Annotated in this window: 19 protein-coding genes; 7 read left to right on the forward strand and 12 right to left on the reverse strand. The window is 42.3% G+C overall.

The features are described 5' to 3' along the window. Positions 1-152 precede the first annotated feature (152 nt). Positions 153-512, forward strand: coding sequence for a hypothetical protein (locus ACFOSV_RS08380; RefSeq protein WP_377905361.1), 360 nt, complete (start codon positions 153-155; stop codon positions 510-512). 33 nt (positions 513-545) lie between these two features. On the opposite strand, the gene ACFOSV_RS08385 is transcribed toward ACFOSV_RS08380, so the two are convergent. Next, positions 546-920, reverse strand: a complete 375-nt coding sequence (locus ACFOSV_RS08385; protein WP_377905363.1) for a co-chaperone GroES — start codon at positions 918-920, stop codon at positions 546-548. Between the two features lie 87 nt (positions 921-1,007). Continuing rightward, positions 1,008-2,927, reverse strand: coding sequence for a molecular chaperone DnaK (gene dnaK / locus ACFOSV_RS08390; protein WP_377905365.1), 1,920 nt, complete (start codon positions 2,925-2,927; stop codon positions 1,008-1,010). A gap of 435 nt (positions 2,928-3,362) precedes the next feature. On the opposite strand from dnaK, the gene ACFOSV_RS08395 reads away from it, so the two are divergent. From ACFOSV_RS08395 to ACFOSV_RS08405, 3 genes are read left to right on the forward strand one after another with little or no spacing between them, the layout of a single operon-like run. Continuing rightward, positions 3,363-4,169, forward strand: a complete 807-nt coding sequence (locus ACFOSV_RS08395; RefSeq protein ID WP_377905367.1) for an MOSC domain-containing protein — start codon at positions 3,363-3,365, stop codon at positions 4,167-4,169. Further along, positions 4,166-5,104 (forward strand): hypothetical protein, encoded by a 939-nt coding sequence (locus tag ACFOSV_RS08400; RefSeq protein ID WP_377905369.1) that lies wholly within the window; start codon positions 4,166-4,168, stop codon positions 5,102-5,104. The genes ACFOSV_RS08395 and ACFOSV_RS08400 overlap by 4 nt, the downstream gene beginning before the upstream one ends. Next, a complete protein-coding gene (locus ACFOSV_RS08405; RefSeq protein ID WP_377905371.1) occupies positions 5,083-5,541 on the forward strand; it encodes a nucleoside-triphosphatase in 459 nt (152 codons plus the stop codon). Before ACFOSV_RS08400 ends, ACFOSV_RS08405 begins: the two co-directional genes overlap by 22 nt. 20 nt (positions 5,542-5,561) lie before the next feature. On the opposite strand, the gene hemE is transcribed toward ACFOSV_RS08405, so the two are convergent. The 6 genes from hemE to truA form a co-directional block, all read right to left on the reverse strand. After that, on the reverse strand, positions 5,562-6,587 hold the full coding sequence (gene hemE / locus ACFOSV_RS08410) for a uroporphyrinogen decarboxylase (RefSeq protein WP_377905373.1): 1,026 nt from the start codon (positions 6,585-6,587) through the stop codon (positions 5,562-5,564). 117 nt (positions 6,588-6,704) lie between these two features. After that, the gene (locus ACFOSV_RS08415) at positions 6,705-7,256 is read right to left on the reverse strand and encodes a collagen-like triple helix repeat-containing protein (RefSeq protein ID WP_377905375.1); all 552 of its coding nucleotides are present in this window, start codon (positions 7,254-7,256) and stop codon (positions 6,705-6,707) included. Positions 7,257-7,355: 99 nt separating this feature from the next. Then, entirely contained in the window at positions 7,356-7,877 is a 522-nt protein-coding gene (locus ACFOSV_RS08420; RefSeq protein ID WP_377905377.1) for a hypothetical protein, read from the reverse strand. Between the two features lie 2 nt (positions 7,878-7,879). Further along, positions 7,880-8,467 (reverse strand): hypothetical protein, encoded by a 588-nt coding sequence (locus ACFOSV_RS08425; RefSeq protein WP_377905379.1) that lies wholly within the window; start codon positions 8,465-8,467, stop codon positions 7,880-7,882. A 39-nt stretch (positions 8,468-8,506) separates the two neighbouring features. Beyond that, positions 8,507-10,279, reverse strand: coding sequence for an ABC transporter ATP-binding protein (locus ACFOSV_RS08430; RefSeq protein ID WP_377905381.1), 1,773 nt, complete (start codon positions 10,277-10,279; stop codon positions 8,507-8,509). Between the two features lie 6 nt (positions 10,280-10,285). Next, positions 10,286-11,047 (reverse strand): tRNA pseudouridine(38-40) synthase TruA, encoded by a 762-nt coding sequence (gene truA, locus ACFOSV_RS08435; protein ID WP_377905383.1) that lies wholly within the window; start codon positions 11,045-11,047, stop codon positions 10,286-10,288. A gap of 97 nt (positions 11,048-11,144) precedes the next feature. Between truA and ACFOSV_RS08440 the strand changes: the two genes are divergently transcribed. Beyond that, positions 11,145-11,624, forward strand: a complete 480-nt coding sequence (locus ACFOSV_RS08440) for a DUF4293 domain-containing protein (protein ID WP_377905385.1) — start codon at positions 11,145-11,147, stop codon at positions 11,622-11,624. 45 nt (positions 11,625-11,669) lie between these two features. Here the strand turns inward: ACFOSV_RS08440 and ACFOSV_RS08445 are convergent, their stop codons facing one another. The 3 genes from ACFOSV_RS08445 to ACFOSV_RS08455 are packed head-to-tail and all read right to left on the reverse strand — an operon-like array spanning position 11,670 to position 13,638. Then, the gene (locus ACFOSV_RS08445; protein WP_377905387.1) at positions 11,670-12,428 is read right to left on the reverse strand and encodes a hypothetical protein; all 759 of its coding nucleotides are present in this window, start codon (positions 12,426-12,428) and stop codon (positions 11,670-11,672) included. Next, positions 12,425-13,114 (reverse strand): hypothetical protein, encoded by a 690-nt coding sequence (locus tag ACFOSV_RS08450; protein ID WP_377905389.1) that lies wholly within the window; start codon positions 13,112-13,114, stop codon positions 12,425-12,427. Before ACFOSV_RS08450 ends, ACFOSV_RS08445 begins: the two co-directional genes overlap by 4 nt. Next, on the reverse strand, positions 13,111-13,638 hold the full coding sequence (locus ACFOSV_RS08455; RefSeq protein ID WP_377905391.1) for an RNA polymerase sigma factor: 528 nt from the start codon (positions 13,636-13,638) through the stop codon (positions 13,111-13,113). Before ACFOSV_RS08455 ends, ACFOSV_RS08450 begins: the two co-directional genes overlap by 4 nt. A gap of 227 nt (positions 13,639-13,865) precedes the next feature. On the opposite strand from ACFOSV_RS08455, the gene ACFOSV_RS08460 reads away from it, so the two are divergent. Then, a complete protein-coding gene (locus tag ACFOSV_RS08460) occupies positions 13,866-14,969 on the forward strand; it encodes a trans-sulfuration enzyme family protein (RefSeq protein ID WP_377905393.1) in 1,104 nt (367 codons plus the stop codon). A gap of 10 nt (positions 14,970-14,979) precedes the next feature. Here the strand turns inward: ACFOSV_RS08460 and ACFOSV_RS08465 are convergent, their stop codons facing one another. After that, positions 14,980-15,405, reverse strand: coding sequence for a rhodanese-like domain-containing protein (locus ACFOSV_RS08465; protein WP_377905395.1), 426 nt, complete (start codon positions 15,403-15,405; stop codon positions 14,980-14,982). 339 nt (positions 15,406-15,744) lie between these two features. On the opposite strand from ACFOSV_RS08465, the gene ACFOSV_RS08470 reads away from it, so the two are divergent. After that, positions 15,745-16,197 (forward strand): hypothetical protein, encoded by a 453-nt coding sequence (locus tag ACFOSV_RS08470; protein WP_377905397.1) that lies wholly within the window; start codon positions 15,745-15,747, stop codon positions 16,195-16,197. The last annotated feature ends 2 nt before the right edge of the window (positions 16,198-16,199 follow it).

Raw genomic sequence — 16,199 nt, forward strand, 5'->3', positions numbered from 1 at the left:
GAAGGGATTTTGGGGTTTCAGTGATGGTGTGTTGGTATAAATGAAGCTAATGTCAGATTTTTCTATTCTTTATCTGAACTGAAAAAAAATTGAATCGTGGAAACATTTTTCAGTTTTTTGAGATTACTTTAACTGAACCCAAGTATAGCATCATGAAAAAACTGATTGGATTTCTTTTTGCATTTCTCGTCTTTCATTCCGGATTTTCTCAAGATTTTTTTAAAGGGCCAAAGGCGAAAAATGCAGTACTTACCAAGTCTCAAGTCACTGACTTTTCTTTCGTTTTTAACCCTAACCCTGAACACCCGAAAGGTGCTGCTGCTAAAAGCTATAAAGTATGGAATAAGGAGAGTTCGAAACTCCAAATTCGTACACGCAAGGAAATCAATAATCCAAAAGGGTTAAATGCCAAAAATCATAAGGTTTGGGAAAAAGAAGAACCTAAAGTGGACTCCAGGGCGGTCTACGAACTCCCGAAAAGTATGAAGAGACGCAAAAGTTGGTGGCATTAAAAAAACAGCTCGGAAAATTTTCGAGCTATTTTTTTATAAGTCTTGCTCACGTTCTAACATCAAAATCGAGTGTTGAGAAACAATAAAGTATTTTTCTCCTTCGTAAATCACTTCATGTGCTCCCGAAAGTAAGAAGATAGCGAGGTCTCCCTCTTTCGCTTGAAGAGGGACGTATTTTACTTTTTCGTCAGTGTCCATCCAAGGTTCTTGATCATCAGTGGGCATAGGAATGGGATAGCCCGGTCCTGCTTTGATAATGTAGCCTTGTTGTACCTTCTCTTTTTCTTGGACTCCTGGTGGAAGATAAAGACCTGATCCAGTTTTTTCATTAGGCTTTTTTAATCGGATGAGTACCCGATCTCCCACAACGATTAGTTTTTTCAATTTATTATCTGCCGTAAGCTGCATTTGATTTTGAATTTTAGCCTTAAAAGTGTTGCAAAACAACAACGGCATCTGGTATGCAGATGCCGTTGGTCTTATATAGACTTAGAATTACTTCTTGTCTTCGCTTACTTCTTCGTAATCCACGTCGGAAACTCCATCGTTTTCTTCAGCAGCTGAAGCTCCTGGATCAGGATTAGCTCCTGCGCCAGCCTCAGCACCTTGAGTTGCGTTGTAGATTTCTTGAGAAGCAGCTTCCCAAGCTTTATTCAATCCTTCCATACCAGCATCTACGCCAGCAAGGTCTTGTGATTGGTGAGCAGCTTTTAAAGTTTCTAGAGCAGCTGAGATCGCAGTTTTATTATCTTCAGAAAGCTTGTCTCCGTACTCTTTCAATTGCTTCTCTGTGGAGAAGATCAAACTGTCCGCTTGGTTAAGCTTGTCGATTTTCTCTTTTTCCACCTTATCTGCTTCAGCATTTGCTTCGGCTTCAGCTTTCATTCTTTTGATTTCCTCTTCAGTCAATCCAGAAGAAGCCTCAATCTTCACTTTTTGCTCTTTACCAGTTCCCTTATCCTTTGCAGACACGTTCATGATACCATTCGCATCAATGTCGAATGTCACTTCGATTTGAGGTACACCTCGTGGTGCTGGTGGGATATCAGAAAGCTGGAATCGTCCAATGGTTCTGTTGTCCTTAGCCAAAGATCTTTCACCTTGAAGTACGTGGATATCTACTGCAGGCTGGTTGTCAGCAGCTGTAGAGAATACCTCTGACTTCTTGGTTGGGATCGTGGTATTTGCTTCGATCAATTTGGTCATCACACCTCCCATTGTTTCGATACCAAGAGAAAGTGGAGTCACATCCAAAAGAAGTACATCTTTTACTTCTCCAGTCAATACACCACCTTGGATAGCAGCACCAATGGCCACAACTTCATCAGGATTTACACCCTTGGATGGCTTCTTTCCGAAGAATTTCTCAACCTCTTCCTGGATTTTTGGGATTCGAGTAGAACCACCCACCAAGATTACCTCATCAATGTCTGATGGAGAAAGCCCAGCGTCCTTGAGTGCTTTTTTGCAAGGCTCCATTGAGCGTTTTACCAAGTCTTCTGACAATTGCTCGAATTTCGCTCTGCTCAAAGTTCTAACCAAGTGCTTTGGTCCTGACTGAGTAGCGGTGATGTAAGGCAAGTTGATCTCTGTAGAATTAGAGCTTGAAAGCTCAATTTTAGCTTTTTCTGCTGCTTCTTTTAATCTCTGAAGAGCCATCGGATCTTGTCTCAAATCCATATTTTCTTCGGCATTAAACTCGTCAGCTAGCCAGTTGATGATTACTTGATCAAAGTCGTCTCCACCCAGATGAACGTCACCGTTGGTAGATAATACTTCAAAAACACCATCACCTAGTTCAAGAACTGAGATATCGAATGTACCACCACCAAGGTCATACACAGCAATCTTCATGTCTTGATTTTTCTTATCCATACCATAAGCCAAAGCAGCTGCAGTAGGCTCATTGATGATTCGCTTTACTTCAAGACCAGCGATCTGACCAGCTTCCTTTGTAGCTTGTCTTTCGGAGTCATTGAAATATGCTGGTACGGTAATTACGGCCTCTGTAACTTCCTGACCTAGGAAATCCTCGGCTGTGCTCTTCATTTTCTGAAGGATCATTGCTGAAAGTTCCTGTGGAGTGTAAGATCTGTCACCGATTTTCACAGCCACAGTGTCATTTGGACCTTTTTCTACTTTGTAAGAAGCATGCTTTTTCTCTTCAGAAACCTCAGAAAACTTCTTACCCATAAATCTTTTTACAGAAGAAATTGTGTTAGCAGGGTTTGTAATTGCCTGTCTTTTCGCAGGGTCTCCTACTTTTCTCTCTCCATTCCCATTGTCCAAAAAGGCAACAATGGATGGAGTGGTTCTTCTTCCTTCGCTATTTTGAATGACTACAGGTTCATTACCCTCCATTACGGCTACGCAGGAGTTGGTGGTACCCAAGTCTATCCCGATAATTTTTCCCATGATTATATCTGTTTATTTAAGTTTCGATTTTTTTACTACAACTCCCTTTCTTCAACTCATGTGCCATAGACGAATCACAGTTTTTTTGTGTCACAATGTCAGATGAATTGACAATTATCAAGCATTTGTAGTCCCAGATTGTCATTCAAGCCTTCAATTGATCTAAATATTTGTCAGGATTTTCATGTCATTGCAACCTTCTCCCGCAAGAATGCATCCTCTAATTGTGGGCAATTCAAGTTTAAAGCGTCTAAAAACCGAAAGGCTGAAATGGTTAATAATTTTAGTAGTCGGATTTCTTTTGATCCAAATGGAGGTCAATTTCCAACTTTTGCCAAAGTTGATGAACCTAGCTGAGGTTAAATTGACCCAGCTCAATAAACTTTTTGTACTCACTTTGCTGATATAACTTTTTATAAGTTTTACTTTTGATGCATGGCAAGTTTGCTGACGGTCCAAGCATTATACATTTACCCAATCAAGTCACTTGGAGGTATTTCTGTCTCAGAGGCTTTAGCGCAAGAGCGCGGTTTTCAGTTTGATCGACGATGGATGCTGGTGGATAAGGGGGGGCTATTTATGAGTCAGCGAAAACATCCAAAAATGGCTTTATTACAGGTAGCTCTTACAAGTGATGGTTTAGAAGTTTTCCCTAAAAATGATCCCACGGATCGACTCAAGATTCCTTTTGAAGCGGGTACTGGTCAATACGAGGAAGTTCAAATCTGGGATGATGAAGTAAGAGCGGAGCGAGTGGGCAAAATCTATGATTTGTGGTTTTCAAATGCCCTGAACGATCAAGTTACTTTGGTCAAAATGCCGGAATTCCCAAGCCGGCCTGTAGATCCGAGGTACGCTCATGCATCCGAAGAAGTGAGTTTTGCTGATGGAATGCCCTATCTCATCATTGGCAATGAGTCCTTAAACGACTTGAATTCTAAACTTGAAGAGTTGGTACCCATGGATCGATTCCGACCTAATATTGTTTTCGATGGAGGTATGGCCTTTGAAGAGGACACATGGGAGTTTTTGGAAATAGGAGAGGTGAGATTCAAAGGAGTTAAGCCTTGTGCACGATGCATATTGACGACGGTGGATCAGGAGACAGCCATCACAAGCGCAGAACCTTTGAAGACTCTTTCATCTTATCGAAAAGTGGGAAATAAAGTGCTTTTTGGTCAGAATGCTCTGGCGCTGGAGAGTGGAAAAGTGAGGGTAGGAGACTCCATTAGAAAAGGATGATTAGCAAACGATATTATAGGCTGATAGCCTTGTGGGTATTGGCCGAGACCTTCCTTGGTGGATTACTTCATGCATTCCGAATCCCGCTCACCGGAGTTTTTATCGCTTGTTTTTCAGCGCTGTTTATATCTCTGATCTATTCTACGACGCGCAGTTCAAAGAAACTGATCCATGCGACTCTTATTGTTTTGGTATTTAAAATGCTGCTTAGTCCTCATGCTCCCTTGGGTGCTTTTTTATCCGTTGCTTTGCAGGGTTCATTTGGGGCATTCATATTTGCTCTTGTTCCTTCCCAAAAGCTCGGAAGAACGCTCGTGACGGTTTTTGCTTATATGCAGTCCGCCACAATGAAACTACTTAGTCTTACCATCATTTTTGGGATTGGGTTCTGGGATGCTTTGGATGAATTTATGCTCTCCATTGTGGCTTATTTTCCTTTTTTGTCTACGGTTCTCAGTGCAAAAAACCTAGTGCTTAGCTATCTCGGAATCTATTTGATTACAGGGCTTATTGCCGGTTGGATGATCGGAAAAGTTTCCCTCGAGTCAAGGCGTGGCTCCTTGGATATAGAAGGTAATACGCCACAAGGAGAGAAGAAAAAATCATCCAAAATGAGTCTAGAATGGCCGGTCATTCTGCTACTTTTTCTGATTTATTTTCTACCCATTTTTCCAGATTCCTTTCGGGAAATGAGTTTGAGAGCAGCTATTATTCTTACGTTGTGGCAGCTTTTCCTTGGTCCTCTAGTGAAGAAGCTATTGTTTAAATTTTTAGGCTCAAAAAGATCTGGGATGATTAGAGAGATTAACTTGATCGAAGGGATTCTCCCCGAAATGAGGGATAATTTAAAAATTTCTTGGCGTGCGGCTTCTACTCAAAAAGGCCTGCTTCGAATTCCATTTTTTGTGAAAACATGGGTGCAAATCAGTCTTTAGAAATCACCTTACTCACAGGGCCGAAACGAGCCGGGAAGACTACCTGGCTTCATAAGAATAAATCTGCTTCGGCGGGATTTCTGAGTCCCATAGTTTCCGAAAAGCGTCAGTTTCTGCTGCTGCCTAGCTCAGAAACTTTCCCCATGGAAGAGCCGGCAGGTCAGCTTCAGGTCGGGAAATATTCATTTTCAGCCGGGGCCTTTGCACGAGTGGAGGCACATATTCACCAGCATTTCCACGATGAGGAATTGATTATCGATGAGATTGGTCCCTTGGAAATCCGCGGTGAGGGTTTTTCTGACTTGCTTCGCCTCATCCTTGAGCAGTATGGAGGGAAACTTCTGATCGTACTCCGTACCGAAATCGTTCAGGAAGCGATCGAGGCTTTTCAGCTCGATCGCTTTCCACTTACTCGAATTGAATTTAAAGACTTGTAGGAACCTACTGCCCCCGTGAATTATCGAAAGTTTTTCACCGTTTCGATGAAGACTTTCACTTTTTCGGGATCTATGTCAGGATATACTCCATGGCCAAGGTTAGCGATGTGTCGCGTACCCTTGAACTGTTCCATCATCTTTCTTGTGGCAGTTCTAACCTGATCCTCATTTCCATAAAGTGCAGCAGGGTCTAGATTCCCTTGCAGGGTTTTATTCATACCGATCAAGGACCTTGACGTCGAAATTTCCATATTCCAATCCAGCCCTATCGTTTCACAATTCAGATTAGCCATAGCTCCTAGTGCAAAGGAAGCCCCTTTGGCAAAAACCGTTTTTGGGACATCATCAATGGTATCACAGATCTGTCGAATATAGCTAAGTGAAAACTCTTCGTATTGCTCTGGACCTAGGATTCCGGCCCAGCTGTCGAATATTTGAACTAGATCTGCTCCAGCTTCTATTTGTGCTTTCAGATAGTTGATGGTACTATCGGTGATCATCTGGAGTAGTCGGTGGGAGAGCGCTGGCTCCGTGTAAAGCATAGCTCTCGCTTTGGAAAAAGTCTTACTACCGCTGCCTTCGATCATATAAGCAAAAATAGTCCAAGGTGCACCTGCAAACCCAATTAGCGGTACACGACCTGCGAGATTTTTCTTGGTGATTTTGATCGCATCAATGACATAGCTGAGATCATTGACACCATCAGCGATTCGAAGTTTTTTAAGGTCTGATTCTGATTTTACAGTTTCTGGAAACCATGGCCCCCGCTTTTCAACCATCTCATAAGGAAGTCCCATTGCTTCTGGGATCACCAAAATATCGGAAAAAATGATCGCAGCATCCACTTCCAAAATATCTACAGGTTGGATAGTCACTTCTGCGGCTAGCTCAGGAGTCTGTGCCAATTCGATAAACCCTGAAACTGAGGCACGAACTGCTCGGTATTCAGGCAAAATACGCCCAGCTTGTCTCATGAGCCATACTGGGGTTCGCTCTACTTTTTCTCCTTTGGCTGCTCGTAGCAACAAATCATTTTCCAATTGCATGGCACAAAGATAGTAGCCAAATTTTATTTGCTTCGAAAAATCAAAACATAAAAAAACAGGAATTGAAACATGCTCAATTCCTGTGGGGGGGTAGTTAGTTGGTTTAGTAATATGTATTTATTTCGAGGTGATCTTGACGAAGTCCTCTTCTTTGATATTTAGCCAAGTGGTCACTGCTTCATAGTCTGAGAAATCTATTCTTCCTGAAGGGAAGTCGGATGGGACCACTACTATCCTAAAAATTTGCTCGTCCGTCCATTCTGGTCCAAGAAGCGAGAAATCTGTTGTTCCATCTAGAAAAACTGCGAAATCCAAAACCGTAAAATCGAAATTGTACATAAGAATGCCATCCTCTAAAAAGACGGTTTGGGGCAATTGCCTCCAGATAGGCCTATCTTCAAAAACTCCAACAAGCCTGTAAACCAGAACTACATCCCCTTCGAAGAGCTCTTCTGGAAAGTCAAAAACTTCTCCATATTCGTTTTCAGCACTGAAATTAGCCTCCGCTTCATAAGTTGTCCCGACTATATTGACACCATCCTGGCCAGGTGTACCTTGAATCCCTTGAGGACCCTGTGGTCCAATTGGGCCTTCTGGACCTACGGGTCCTTCACATGCTTGGAAGACAACTAAAGCTAGCAAGCTGAAAATTGAGAGTAATCTTTTCATAGAATAAAATTTGGTGATTTTTTTAGAAAACGATAAAAGCTTCAAATAGGTTGGCTAAATAAAATATTGTATTCAATAGTCAATTAAACCTCTGATAGGCTATTTTGATCGGGCAATTGGTGCGATTACTTGCACCTTATCTTCTGAAAGAATCTTATCGATAAATACCCCGGTCAAGGCTATGTTATTGGCTTCAGCATACTCTTTCAGCTTTTGCTGAACCTTCGCAGGACCTGGCATTACCCATCGGTTTGCCTCCAAGGAGGCGATCAAAAACGAATCTTCCGTAAATCTTCTGACTTCCAAAGAGTCCACCTGAATACCTTCCAATCCCACAAAAACACGCATGGTGTCTAGTTTTCCAGCAGGCTCCACTTCGTAAATGGTGTGGAGTTTTTTACCGGGTTGGGTACTCAAGATGGCTTCTATTTTTGCAAATGTTTCTCCTAATCCTTCATCCTGTGGAGTCCCTTCGTAGGTCATGCCAATTAAAGTAGGTGGATTTGTATTTACCACGGATATCTGGATCGGATTTGTACCGCCTAGCCTATCGTAAAGCCAGTAGCCAAGCCCCGCTAGGATTGCTAGAGCAATCGCAATGACAGTCAGTCTTTTTTTCATAATCAGAAAATATAGCGCACTCCGATGCCGCCTTGTCCCTTCAAATGCCCTACACGATCCAATAACTCCAGAAAAATTCCCCCCTCGACAAAAACATTGAGAGGTACATCGTCAAAATAGTATTCTAGGCCTGCAAATACTTCCGGTCCGAAATCAACATTGGTTCGGTCCTCTTGCTTGGGTACGGCTCCGGTATTCACCGTTTGTACAGTGTATAGATAGGTGACTCTATTCGACCGGAATTGTGCGCCAGCTCCTCCATACACCAAAAGATAACCCTGAGTAATACCAAAGGCATCGGTAAAGTCTTCATGATAAGCCATCCGGGCATTGATTGAAAGCCCTTTTTTTGCGGAATTGCTTTGATGAAAAGAGTTGGCTTCAGGCGGATTGTTTTCAAAATCTCGAAGATAATACGAGCTGCTATTCACTCCGGCGCTACCGATCATCGCCTCAAAAGAAACATAGTCACTAATGAAATCCTTATAGGTAACAGAAAAAGGTTCTCCTAATCGGAGACCAATTCCTCTTTCTTGAGCGAAGGATACAAGGGGGAATACTAAAAAAAATATGATACTAATTCTTTTCACAATATGTATTTTTTGAGGGGTACAAAAGCAAGAATCAGGCTAGATTGCCAAACTCTTGAGTTGCATTTGATGGAGCTGGGTGTAATAGCCACCTAAATCGAGTAAATCTTCATGAGTGCCAGATTCTACGATTTCACCCTTGTGCAGCACAATGATTTTGTCTGCTTTTTGAATAGTGGAAAGCCTGTGAGCAATTACAATTGAGGTACGGCCTTTCATCATTTTTTCAATAGACTCTTGGATTAGCTCCTCGGTCTCAGTGTCCACCGAGCTAGTAGCCTCATCCAGAATGATTATTTCAGGATTGTAAACCATTGCTCGAACAAAGGAGACAAGTTGCCTCTGGCCTACTGAAAGCGTTGCGCCTCTTTCCATCACATTGTAATCCAAACCTCCTGGCAGTCGCTCAATGAATTTCTTGGCTCCGACCATTTCAGCAGCCTGCATCACTTGTTCCCGTGTGATAGACGGATTACCCAAGGTGATATTGTAGTAAATTGTATTTGAGAAAAGAAAAACGTCTTGAAGTACTACTCCAATGTGCTTTCTCAATACTTCCAACTCATACTTTCGGATGTCCACCCCGTCCATAAGTATGGATCCTTTATTGATCTCATAAAACCTCGAGAGCAAATTGATAATGGATGATTTTCCAGCTCCTGTTGCGCCAACCAGTGCAACGGTCTCTCCGGGTTTTACCTCGAAGTTGATATTCCGCAGGACGTATTGATCATCCACGTAAGCGAACCAAACATTCTCTAGCTTGATAGAGCCTGAAATCTTTTCTGGATTATGATGTCCATTGTCTGCAATGTGTTCATTACTATCCAGTAGCTTAAAAATTCTTGAAGAACTCACCACACCCATTTGTAGGGTATTAAACCTGTCAGCGATCATCCGGATAGGTCTGAAAAAAAGCTGCAGATACATGATAAAGGAAATCAATACTCCGATCTGAAGCTCCATTCTTAAAACCTCAACGGCTCCATACCACACTACTAATCCGATTCCAATGGCCTGGATGATTTCTGCTACGGGGAAATAGATTGAATAATAGAGTACTGATTTGATGTGAGCGTTCCGGTGCTCTCGATTTATTTCTTGGAATTTTTCATATTCCCGTTGTTCGCGGTTGAAGATCTGAACGATATTCATTCCGGTAATATGCTCTTGCAAAAAGGAGTTTAGATTGGAAACCGCATTTCGCACGTCGTTAAAGGTGACCTTAATTTTCTCCTTAAAGACATATGTGGATATGACCATAAGAGGTAAGGTGCAAAGGCTGACCAAGGTTAACTTCCAATCGATGTAGAACATCACTCCCAAAATCGTGACTAACTGCAGCAAATCGCCGATAATGGCGGCTAAACCTTCACTAAATACATCAGCAAGCGTTTCTATATCTGAAATATTCCGGGTTACGAGTCTGCCAATCGGCGTATTGTCAAAAAACTGGAGCTTTAACTTAAGTAGGTGACGATATAACATCGTCCGAATATCTCGAATGATTACCTGGCCAATCCACCCTGAATAGAAGGTATGCGCCCACTGCACAAATGCCTGCAAAATCATCAGTCCAACCAGCACTAGCATAATCTGATAGAGCCCAGCGGTGTCGCCCACTGCTACGTAGTCATCAATTGCGACTTGGATGAAATAGGGGCGTGTTGGAGCTAGAATAGCGAGAAACACCGTCAAAAAAATCAAAGAATAGAATTGAAACTGATAGGGCTTTACAAAGGAGTAGAGCTTCTTCAGTACTTGGGTGTCGACTATCTCGCCGGTGGATGTTTTTTCTTTTTCTAAACTCAAAGTGTTCTAATCTAGATAGATTTCGTCTGGGTATGTCACATTACTTAAAAAAAGTCCTGAAGCGGGTGCGGCTTTACCGGCTTGGCTTCGACTTTTTGATTCGATGATTTTTGGCATTTCTTCCAGGGATCGTTTCCCTTGGCCAATTTCCAACAATGTCCCGACTATTGCACGAACCATTCCACGAAGGAATCGATTGGCAGTTATATGAAATAACAATTCGCCCTCCTTTTGTTCCCAAAATGCAGAGAATATTTGACAACGGAAATGCTTCACCTCGGTGTGTACTTTGCTAAAGCACTCAAAGTCATCGTATTCCAAAAGATACGCTGCAGCCTGATTCATCAGCTCTACATTTGGAGGAGCGGTGAAGTTGAGCCATGCTTGATTTTCCAAAAATGGATTTTTACGGAAAATAATTCGATACGTATAAGACCGCTTTATAGCATCAAAACGGGCATGCGCATCAGGCTTGACCTGTCGTATCGCGTGAATGGCTATTTCTTTGGGCAAAATACCATTCAAGCCTCGGATGAGTCTTTCTTTTTCAAACTCAACGTGAGTCTCGAAGTGACAAACTTGAAAACTTGCATTTACCCCAGTATCCGTACGCCCACTGCCTTGGATAGTAGTTTTTTCCTTGAGGTAGGTCGTCAATGCCTCCTCAATAAAACCCTGAATGGACACGGCATTTTCCTGAACTTGCCATCCATGAAAGGGCTTCCCCAAGTAGCTTAATTCTAAGAAATACCTTTTGTGTGTGGACATCGGCCACAAAGATACACTTCATCTTCAATTGTGAGTGGCATTCCCTTCACTTGGTATTGATGGAATTAGGTCTTTTCTTTGCAAAAAAAATATCCCTATGCTTCAGCGAATTCAATCTGTATTTCTCTTTCTAGTGGGTGTAGCCATGGTGCTTACACTAATTTTACCTCTTTGGACTTTACCAGTCATTCCAGGAGTGGAGGGATCTTATGAACTGACCGCCTTTACCATGGATCGCTATTCTGTGGATGGTGAAATCACTGAAACTACCGTAAAATGGTACATCGGCGCCATTGCGGCGATAGTAATGACTTTGGCTTTTGTTTCTATTTTTCAGTATAAAAACAGAGGTAAACAGATGATGATCAATATGATCAATTCCCTTTTGATGGTAGGTCTGGTTGCCGCCATTTTTATTACTACCAATGGAATGGTCACTGCGCTTGGAGTACAGGAGTCTGGTAGTTATGGAGTAGGCTTTTGGGCTATTTTGGGAGCGATGGTGATGAATATGCTGGCTAATCGATTTATCCGAAAGGATGAAGCTCTGGTCCGATCAGTCGATAGAATCAGATAAAAAAGAAAAAGGCTGGATTTCTAAAAAAGATCCAGCCTCTTTTTATTACCAGAATCGAACTCCAATAGTAGGATAGAAAGTTTTGAAATTTTCTGTTGCGATGACACCTACTTGAATGGAGATATTTTTACTAAGCTTTCGATTGTAAAAAGCTCGCATTGTAGTGCCAGAGAATAATTGACTGTTTCCTTCATTGAGTAGATACCCGACTCCAATTGTGTTTCTTCGGTCCTTTTGCACATTGCCAAACTCCCAAGCGAACTCGGCATCAACAAACCAGTTGCTATTCACCTTCACATTGCCATCAATTCGTTCCGGGAAAAACACCGTATTGCTGATGGCTCCTCCAATGGAAAATTGGCGCAAATTGAGATGCGTTCGCAATCCCACTGTAGGTGTGAAATCACCGCCCGTAAAGTCTATGCCCACGGGAAAAGTCAGCTCAATACTTTCCAGATAGGGTACATAATTTGCCTCAATGTCGTAAGTCACGTTTTTTAAGCTTGTTCCAGCATAGTTTTCATTTAGTCGATAGGCCAGTGATTTGAATTCAGGGAAGTCGGTTGCTTTTTCTAAAATAGGCCCGATCACCTTCGTCAAAGACTCATCTGAATGTTCCTCATTGTTGTAATAAAGGACAAGAGAGCCCTCATTTGGCAAATCGAAAACCAGGGTATCGGTGATTGGATAATAGGTGTCAGCCCAGATTAGATCATTTCCTTTTAAGGGGTTTTTTAAGTCCTGTGCGAAAGAATTCATTGCTAAGGCGAGGAATAAAATAAAGGTGGTGGTTAGATTTTTCATTTGATAATGAATTTAAGTGGGTTTTTAGTTGGTTTAGTTTTCTCTTGTGCTGTTAGTGCTTTATCGTCGTTCAGCCATTCACCGGATTGCGACCCTAATTTGAGTTTGGTTTTTTCTTTGAGTCCCCATGAGATTGCCACGCGATGGTAGGTTTCTCTTGGATCTGATTCACTTGGGATATACTGATTTCGCGGTTCGAGATGTAGTGGTGTGGGAGTTAGTTTTCGGCTGATCGTTAAATCAGCGTTTGGTACTTGAATGGGTTTCACGGGCTCACGATTCAATGATTTTTTCACCTGCTGTACCGGTTTGGATTCATTCACAAAAGACTGTACCTCTTTCAGCTCGTCTTGGACCCTTGGCTCCTTCTGCTCTATCATCGGGCCTTCAGCCAAAATCTCCCGGGGAATTTGCTCTGAGTCCAAGACTACAGCTCCTTGCCGGATTAGATAGAAAGCCAAAAGAAACAATCCAGTCAGGGAGGCTGCAATCAAGAAAGGTGGCCAGATTAGACCGCGTTTTTTCTTTTCAAGCGTTTGCTCGATTCTGCCCCAAACAAAATCTGAAGGATTATGCTTCGGGAGCTTTTTTAAGTTTTGCTCCAGTTGGGCGTCAAAGTCCTGCTTTTGCATGATTTTCTCCCAAGCATTGTCTTTAGGGCTATATTCTTTCCAGTTCTTTTTCATGCCTGCAAGAGTTTAGTAATTCTTGTTCGAAGCAAACCTTTTGCATAGCTATATTGAGACTTGGAAGTGCTTTCGCTGATTCCAAGAATTTCCCCACATTCTTTATGTGCATAGCCTTCCACGGCTACTAGTACAAAGACGGCTCGTGCTCCATCTGGGAGACTAAGTATGGCTTGCTCGAGTATCTCGGCATCAAACCAAGACTCAAAATCGTCGGATGAATTTTCGGCCTGATCTAAAGTCTCGAAGTTCAATCGCCTTTTATTTCGCTGAATGGCCTTCCTCGCTGTGATCGTTTTCATCCATGAGACCAATGCCTCCGGATGGGATAGTTTTTGAATATTCTGAAAAACCTCGACATACGTATCTTGCAATACATCGTGCGCTTCGTCTTCATCATTCAATACTCGATAGGCCAGTGAGTAAACCATTTTTTTGGTGAGTTCAAACAACTGAAACTGGGCTTGTCGATCGTTAAGAATCACTTGGCTAATCAGTTTTGAGTTGAGTGGAGTTTGTTTCATTTTTCTGGCTATCTATTCAAAAGAGTAGACTCAAGGTGTAAAAGTTGGAAAGGGAATAAAAAAAACCGGAAATAACTCCGGTTTTAACTTTACTTCACAATTCAATCTCGGCCACAATTCTCTCTGGTTGTATTAAAACAATGGAAATTAGCAATTCTATCTCATTTTAATCTGCGAGAAAATAGTGGTATTTTTCCTACACAAGAAAAAAGAAATCAGCAAATAATATGCGATTAGAAACCCTCGCGATTCATGGTGGCAATGTAGTAACCGACTCAGAGAAGCCGGCGATTCAACCCATCACTTTAAGTACCACTTTTGTTCATCAGGAGGATTCTATGATCTATTCCAGAGCGAATAATCCCAATCGTGCCGCGCTGGAAGGCTTACTGGCTAAACTTGAAGGAGGTGAGGATGCGGCGGCTTTTTCTTCGGGCAACGCTGCTGGGGTTTCTGTTTTTCAGGCTTTGGAGCCGGGCTCGCATCTGATCGCCCCGGATGACATGTACCATGGTCTGCGCAATGCCATCACCCAGCTTTTTGCCGGAGTCTTGGAGGTCACTTTTGTGGATATGACCAACCTTGATGAAGTAGAGTCAGCCTTTCGGTCAAACACAAGACTAGTTTGGATAGAAACTCCTTCTAATCCTCTGCTCAAAATTTCTGATATCGCAGAAATTGCCCGTTTGGCACATGATAAAAAAGCAATGGTGGCTTGTGACAATACATTTGCCACACCAGTGTTTCAGAATCCTCTTCGATTGGGGGCTGACCTAGTGATGCACAGCAGTACCAAATATTTTGGAGGACATAGTGATATTTTGGGCGGAGCCCTAATCACCAAAACCAAAAATGCTTTTTGGGAAAAAATCCGTAATGTCCAAAAAGTAGGAGGGGCAGTGCCATCTCCAATGGATTGCTATTATTTGTGCCGGAGTATCAAGACTTTGCCCTATCGAATGAAAGGCCATGCGGACCATGCGGGTCAGTTGGCGACCTATCTTGCTCAGCACCCCGCTGTAGAGGGCGTATATTATCCAGGTCTAATCGCTCATCCCGGACATCATATCGCGGCAAAGCAAATGAGTGGCTTTGGAGGGATTTTATCTTTTTTGGTGAAAGATGGTGCAGAGGCTGCCGATCGAGTAATTTCCAAACTCCACTATTTCACTAATGCCACAAGCCTCGGTGGTGTGGAGAGCTTGATAGAACGTCGTGCAGCTTCTGAGGGTCCAGATACCAAAACCCCACCAAACCTCATTCGGGTATCGGTGGGACTGGAACATTTGGAGGATCTATTGGAGGACCTAGATCAAGCTTTAAAGGATTAGGATCAATCTCTTATTTCACGAGTTCGTATCCTGAAGCGGTCCAGCTGCCTATACCCTTTTCTAGATTGTAGACTTTGGTAAAACCAAGCTCTTCCATAATTTGGGCAGCGCTTTGACTGCGCATTCCTGCTGCACAATAGACCAAAACTGGTTGCTTAGGGTCTAGGGAACTGAGTTTATCCTTGAAATCAGGGCTTTGTAAATCAATGTTTACAGCACCCTCGATATAGCCTTGATCTACTTCTGGGCCAGTTCGCACATCGAGTAAGATGACAGTATTTTGGTCCAGAAGTGCTTTAAATTGCTCCGGATTTACATTTTCGATTACACCCGCTGGAGCGGTGCTTTCGGTCTGAACTTCTGTCTGGTTTGAAGTTTTTGAGTTGCAGGCTACAGCAAAAACGAGGACCAAGGAAAATAGAATCAGCTTTTTCATAGTTTTCAGTTTAAGTCGAAGATATGCTTCAATTTCCCGAAACTTTGTGATTTATGTCTCATAGGGATCAATTTATTTTGAAATCAACTTAAACAATTCCATGATTGTGCTGGGAATGGACTCGTCTTCATCGTAGAAGATGGGCCCATTTGCCAAAAGTGAAATAACATGTTGGCCATCAGGCTAGTAAATTAACTAAGTTTCTTCACAATCTTTCCGATCGGGCAAAATGCCTAATAATGAAGATGGTCATAGCTCAATACTCTTTTTGGTGACTGATAATTGTCATATTTTAAATGGCCATCAAATTGTATCCTTGCATGACTAAAATTTAGAAAAATGCCAAAACGACCCGAAAAATCCAGCATTATTCATGCTTGCATAATTAAGCAGCAATTGGAAATTGAAGATTTTGAGAAAGAAATCTCTGCACTCAAAAAAGAAATCTATTCTCACAATGAGACACCAAGTCAAGGAGATTCAAGTGCTGCTGAGCGGACAGAAGTACTTCAGCGATATGAGAGTGAAGTGGGATTTTTGAAGGAAGAGCTTGAGATTTTACAAGGGATAGACCCAAACTCAGAGATTTCGCAGGTAGCTCCAGGAGCAGTGGTGGTTACCAATCAGCGGACTTTTTTCATCAGCGTTTCGATTGAGCAGGTTGAGGTGAATGGTCAAGACATTTTTGGATTATCCACCAAGGCGCCCATTTTTCAGAGCCTAAGAGGAAAAAAGGTTGGGGATAAGTTTGATTTTAACGGAATTCACTACGAGATTCAAGACGTATATTAAGC

Origin of the sequence: Algoriphagus namhaensis, assembly GCF_042649705.1 — a bacterium.
GTDB lineage: Bacteria > Bacteroidota > Bacteroidia > Cytophagales > Cyclobacteriaceae > Algoriphagus > Algoriphagus namhaensis.

Bases quoted from the DNA above. Each gene is read 5' to 3' on its own strand.
- ACFOSV_RS08380 (WP_377905361.1), top strand. From the start codon at position 153: ATGAAAAAACTGATTGGATTTCTTTTTGCATTTCTCGTCTTTCATTCC.
- ACFOSV_RS08385 (WP_377905363.1), bottom strand. From the start codon at position 920: ATGCAGCTTACGGCAGATAATAAATTGAAAAAACTAATCGTTGTGGGA.
- dnaK (WP_377905365.1), bottom strand. From the start codon at position 2,927: ATGGGAAAAATTATCGGGATAGACTTGGGTACCACCAACTCCTGCGTA.
- ACFOSV_RS08395 (WP_377905367.1), top strand. From the start codon at position 3,363: ATGGCAAGTTTGCTGACGGTCCAAGCATTATACATTTACCCAATCAAG.
- ACFOSV_RS08400 (WP_377905369.1), top strand. From the start codon at position 4,166: ATGATTAGCAAACGATATTATAGGCTGATAGCCTTGTGGGTATTGGCC.
- ACFOSV_RS08405 (WP_377905371.1), top strand. From the start codon at position 5,083: ATGGGTGCAAATCAGTCTTTAGAAATCACCTTACTCACAGGGCCGAAA.
- hemE (WP_377905373.1), bottom strand. From the start codon at position 6,587: ATGCAATTGGAAAATGATTTGTTGCTACGAGCAGCCAAAGGAGAAAAA.
- ACFOSV_RS08415 (WP_377905375.1), bottom strand. From the start codon at position 7,256: ATGAAAAGATTACTCTCAATTTTCAGCTTGCTAGCTTTAGTTGTCTTC.
- ACFOSV_RS08420 (WP_377905377.1), bottom strand. From the start codon at position 7,877: ATGAAAAAAAGACTGACTGTCATTGCGATTGCTCTAGCAATCCTAGCG.
- truA (WP_377905383.1), bottom strand. From the start codon at position 11,047: ATGTCCACACACAAAAGGTATTTCTTAGAATTAAGCTACTTGGGGAAG.
- ACFOSV_RS08440 (WP_377905385.1), top strand. From the start codon at position 11,145: ATGCTTCAGCGAATTCAATCTGTATTTCTCTTTCTAGTGGGTGTAGCC.
- ACFOSV_RS08445 (WP_377905387.1), bottom strand. From the start codon at position 12,428: ATGAAAAATCTAACCACCACCTTTATTTTATTCCTCGCCTTAGCAATG.
- ACFOSV_RS08450 (WP_377905389.1), bottom strand. From the start codon at position 13,114: ATGAAAAAGAACTGGAAAGAATATAGCCCTAAAGACAATGCTTGGGAG.
- ACFOSV_RS08455 (WP_377905391.1), bottom strand. From the start codon at position 13,638: ATGAAACAAACTCCACTCAACTCAAAACTGATTAGCCAAGTGATTCTT.
- ACFOSV_RS08460 (WP_377905393.1), top strand. From the start codon at position 13,866: ATGCGATTAGAAACCCTCGCGATTCATGGTGGCAATGTAGTAACCGAC.
- ACFOSV_RS08465 (WP_377905395.1), bottom strand. From the start codon at position 15,405: ATGAAAAAGCTGATTCTATTTTCCTTGGTCCTCGTTTTTGCTGTAGCC.
- ACFOSV_RS08470 (WP_377905397.1), top strand. From the start codon at position 15,745: ATGCCAAAACGACCCGAAAAATCCAGCATTATTCATGCTTGCATAATT.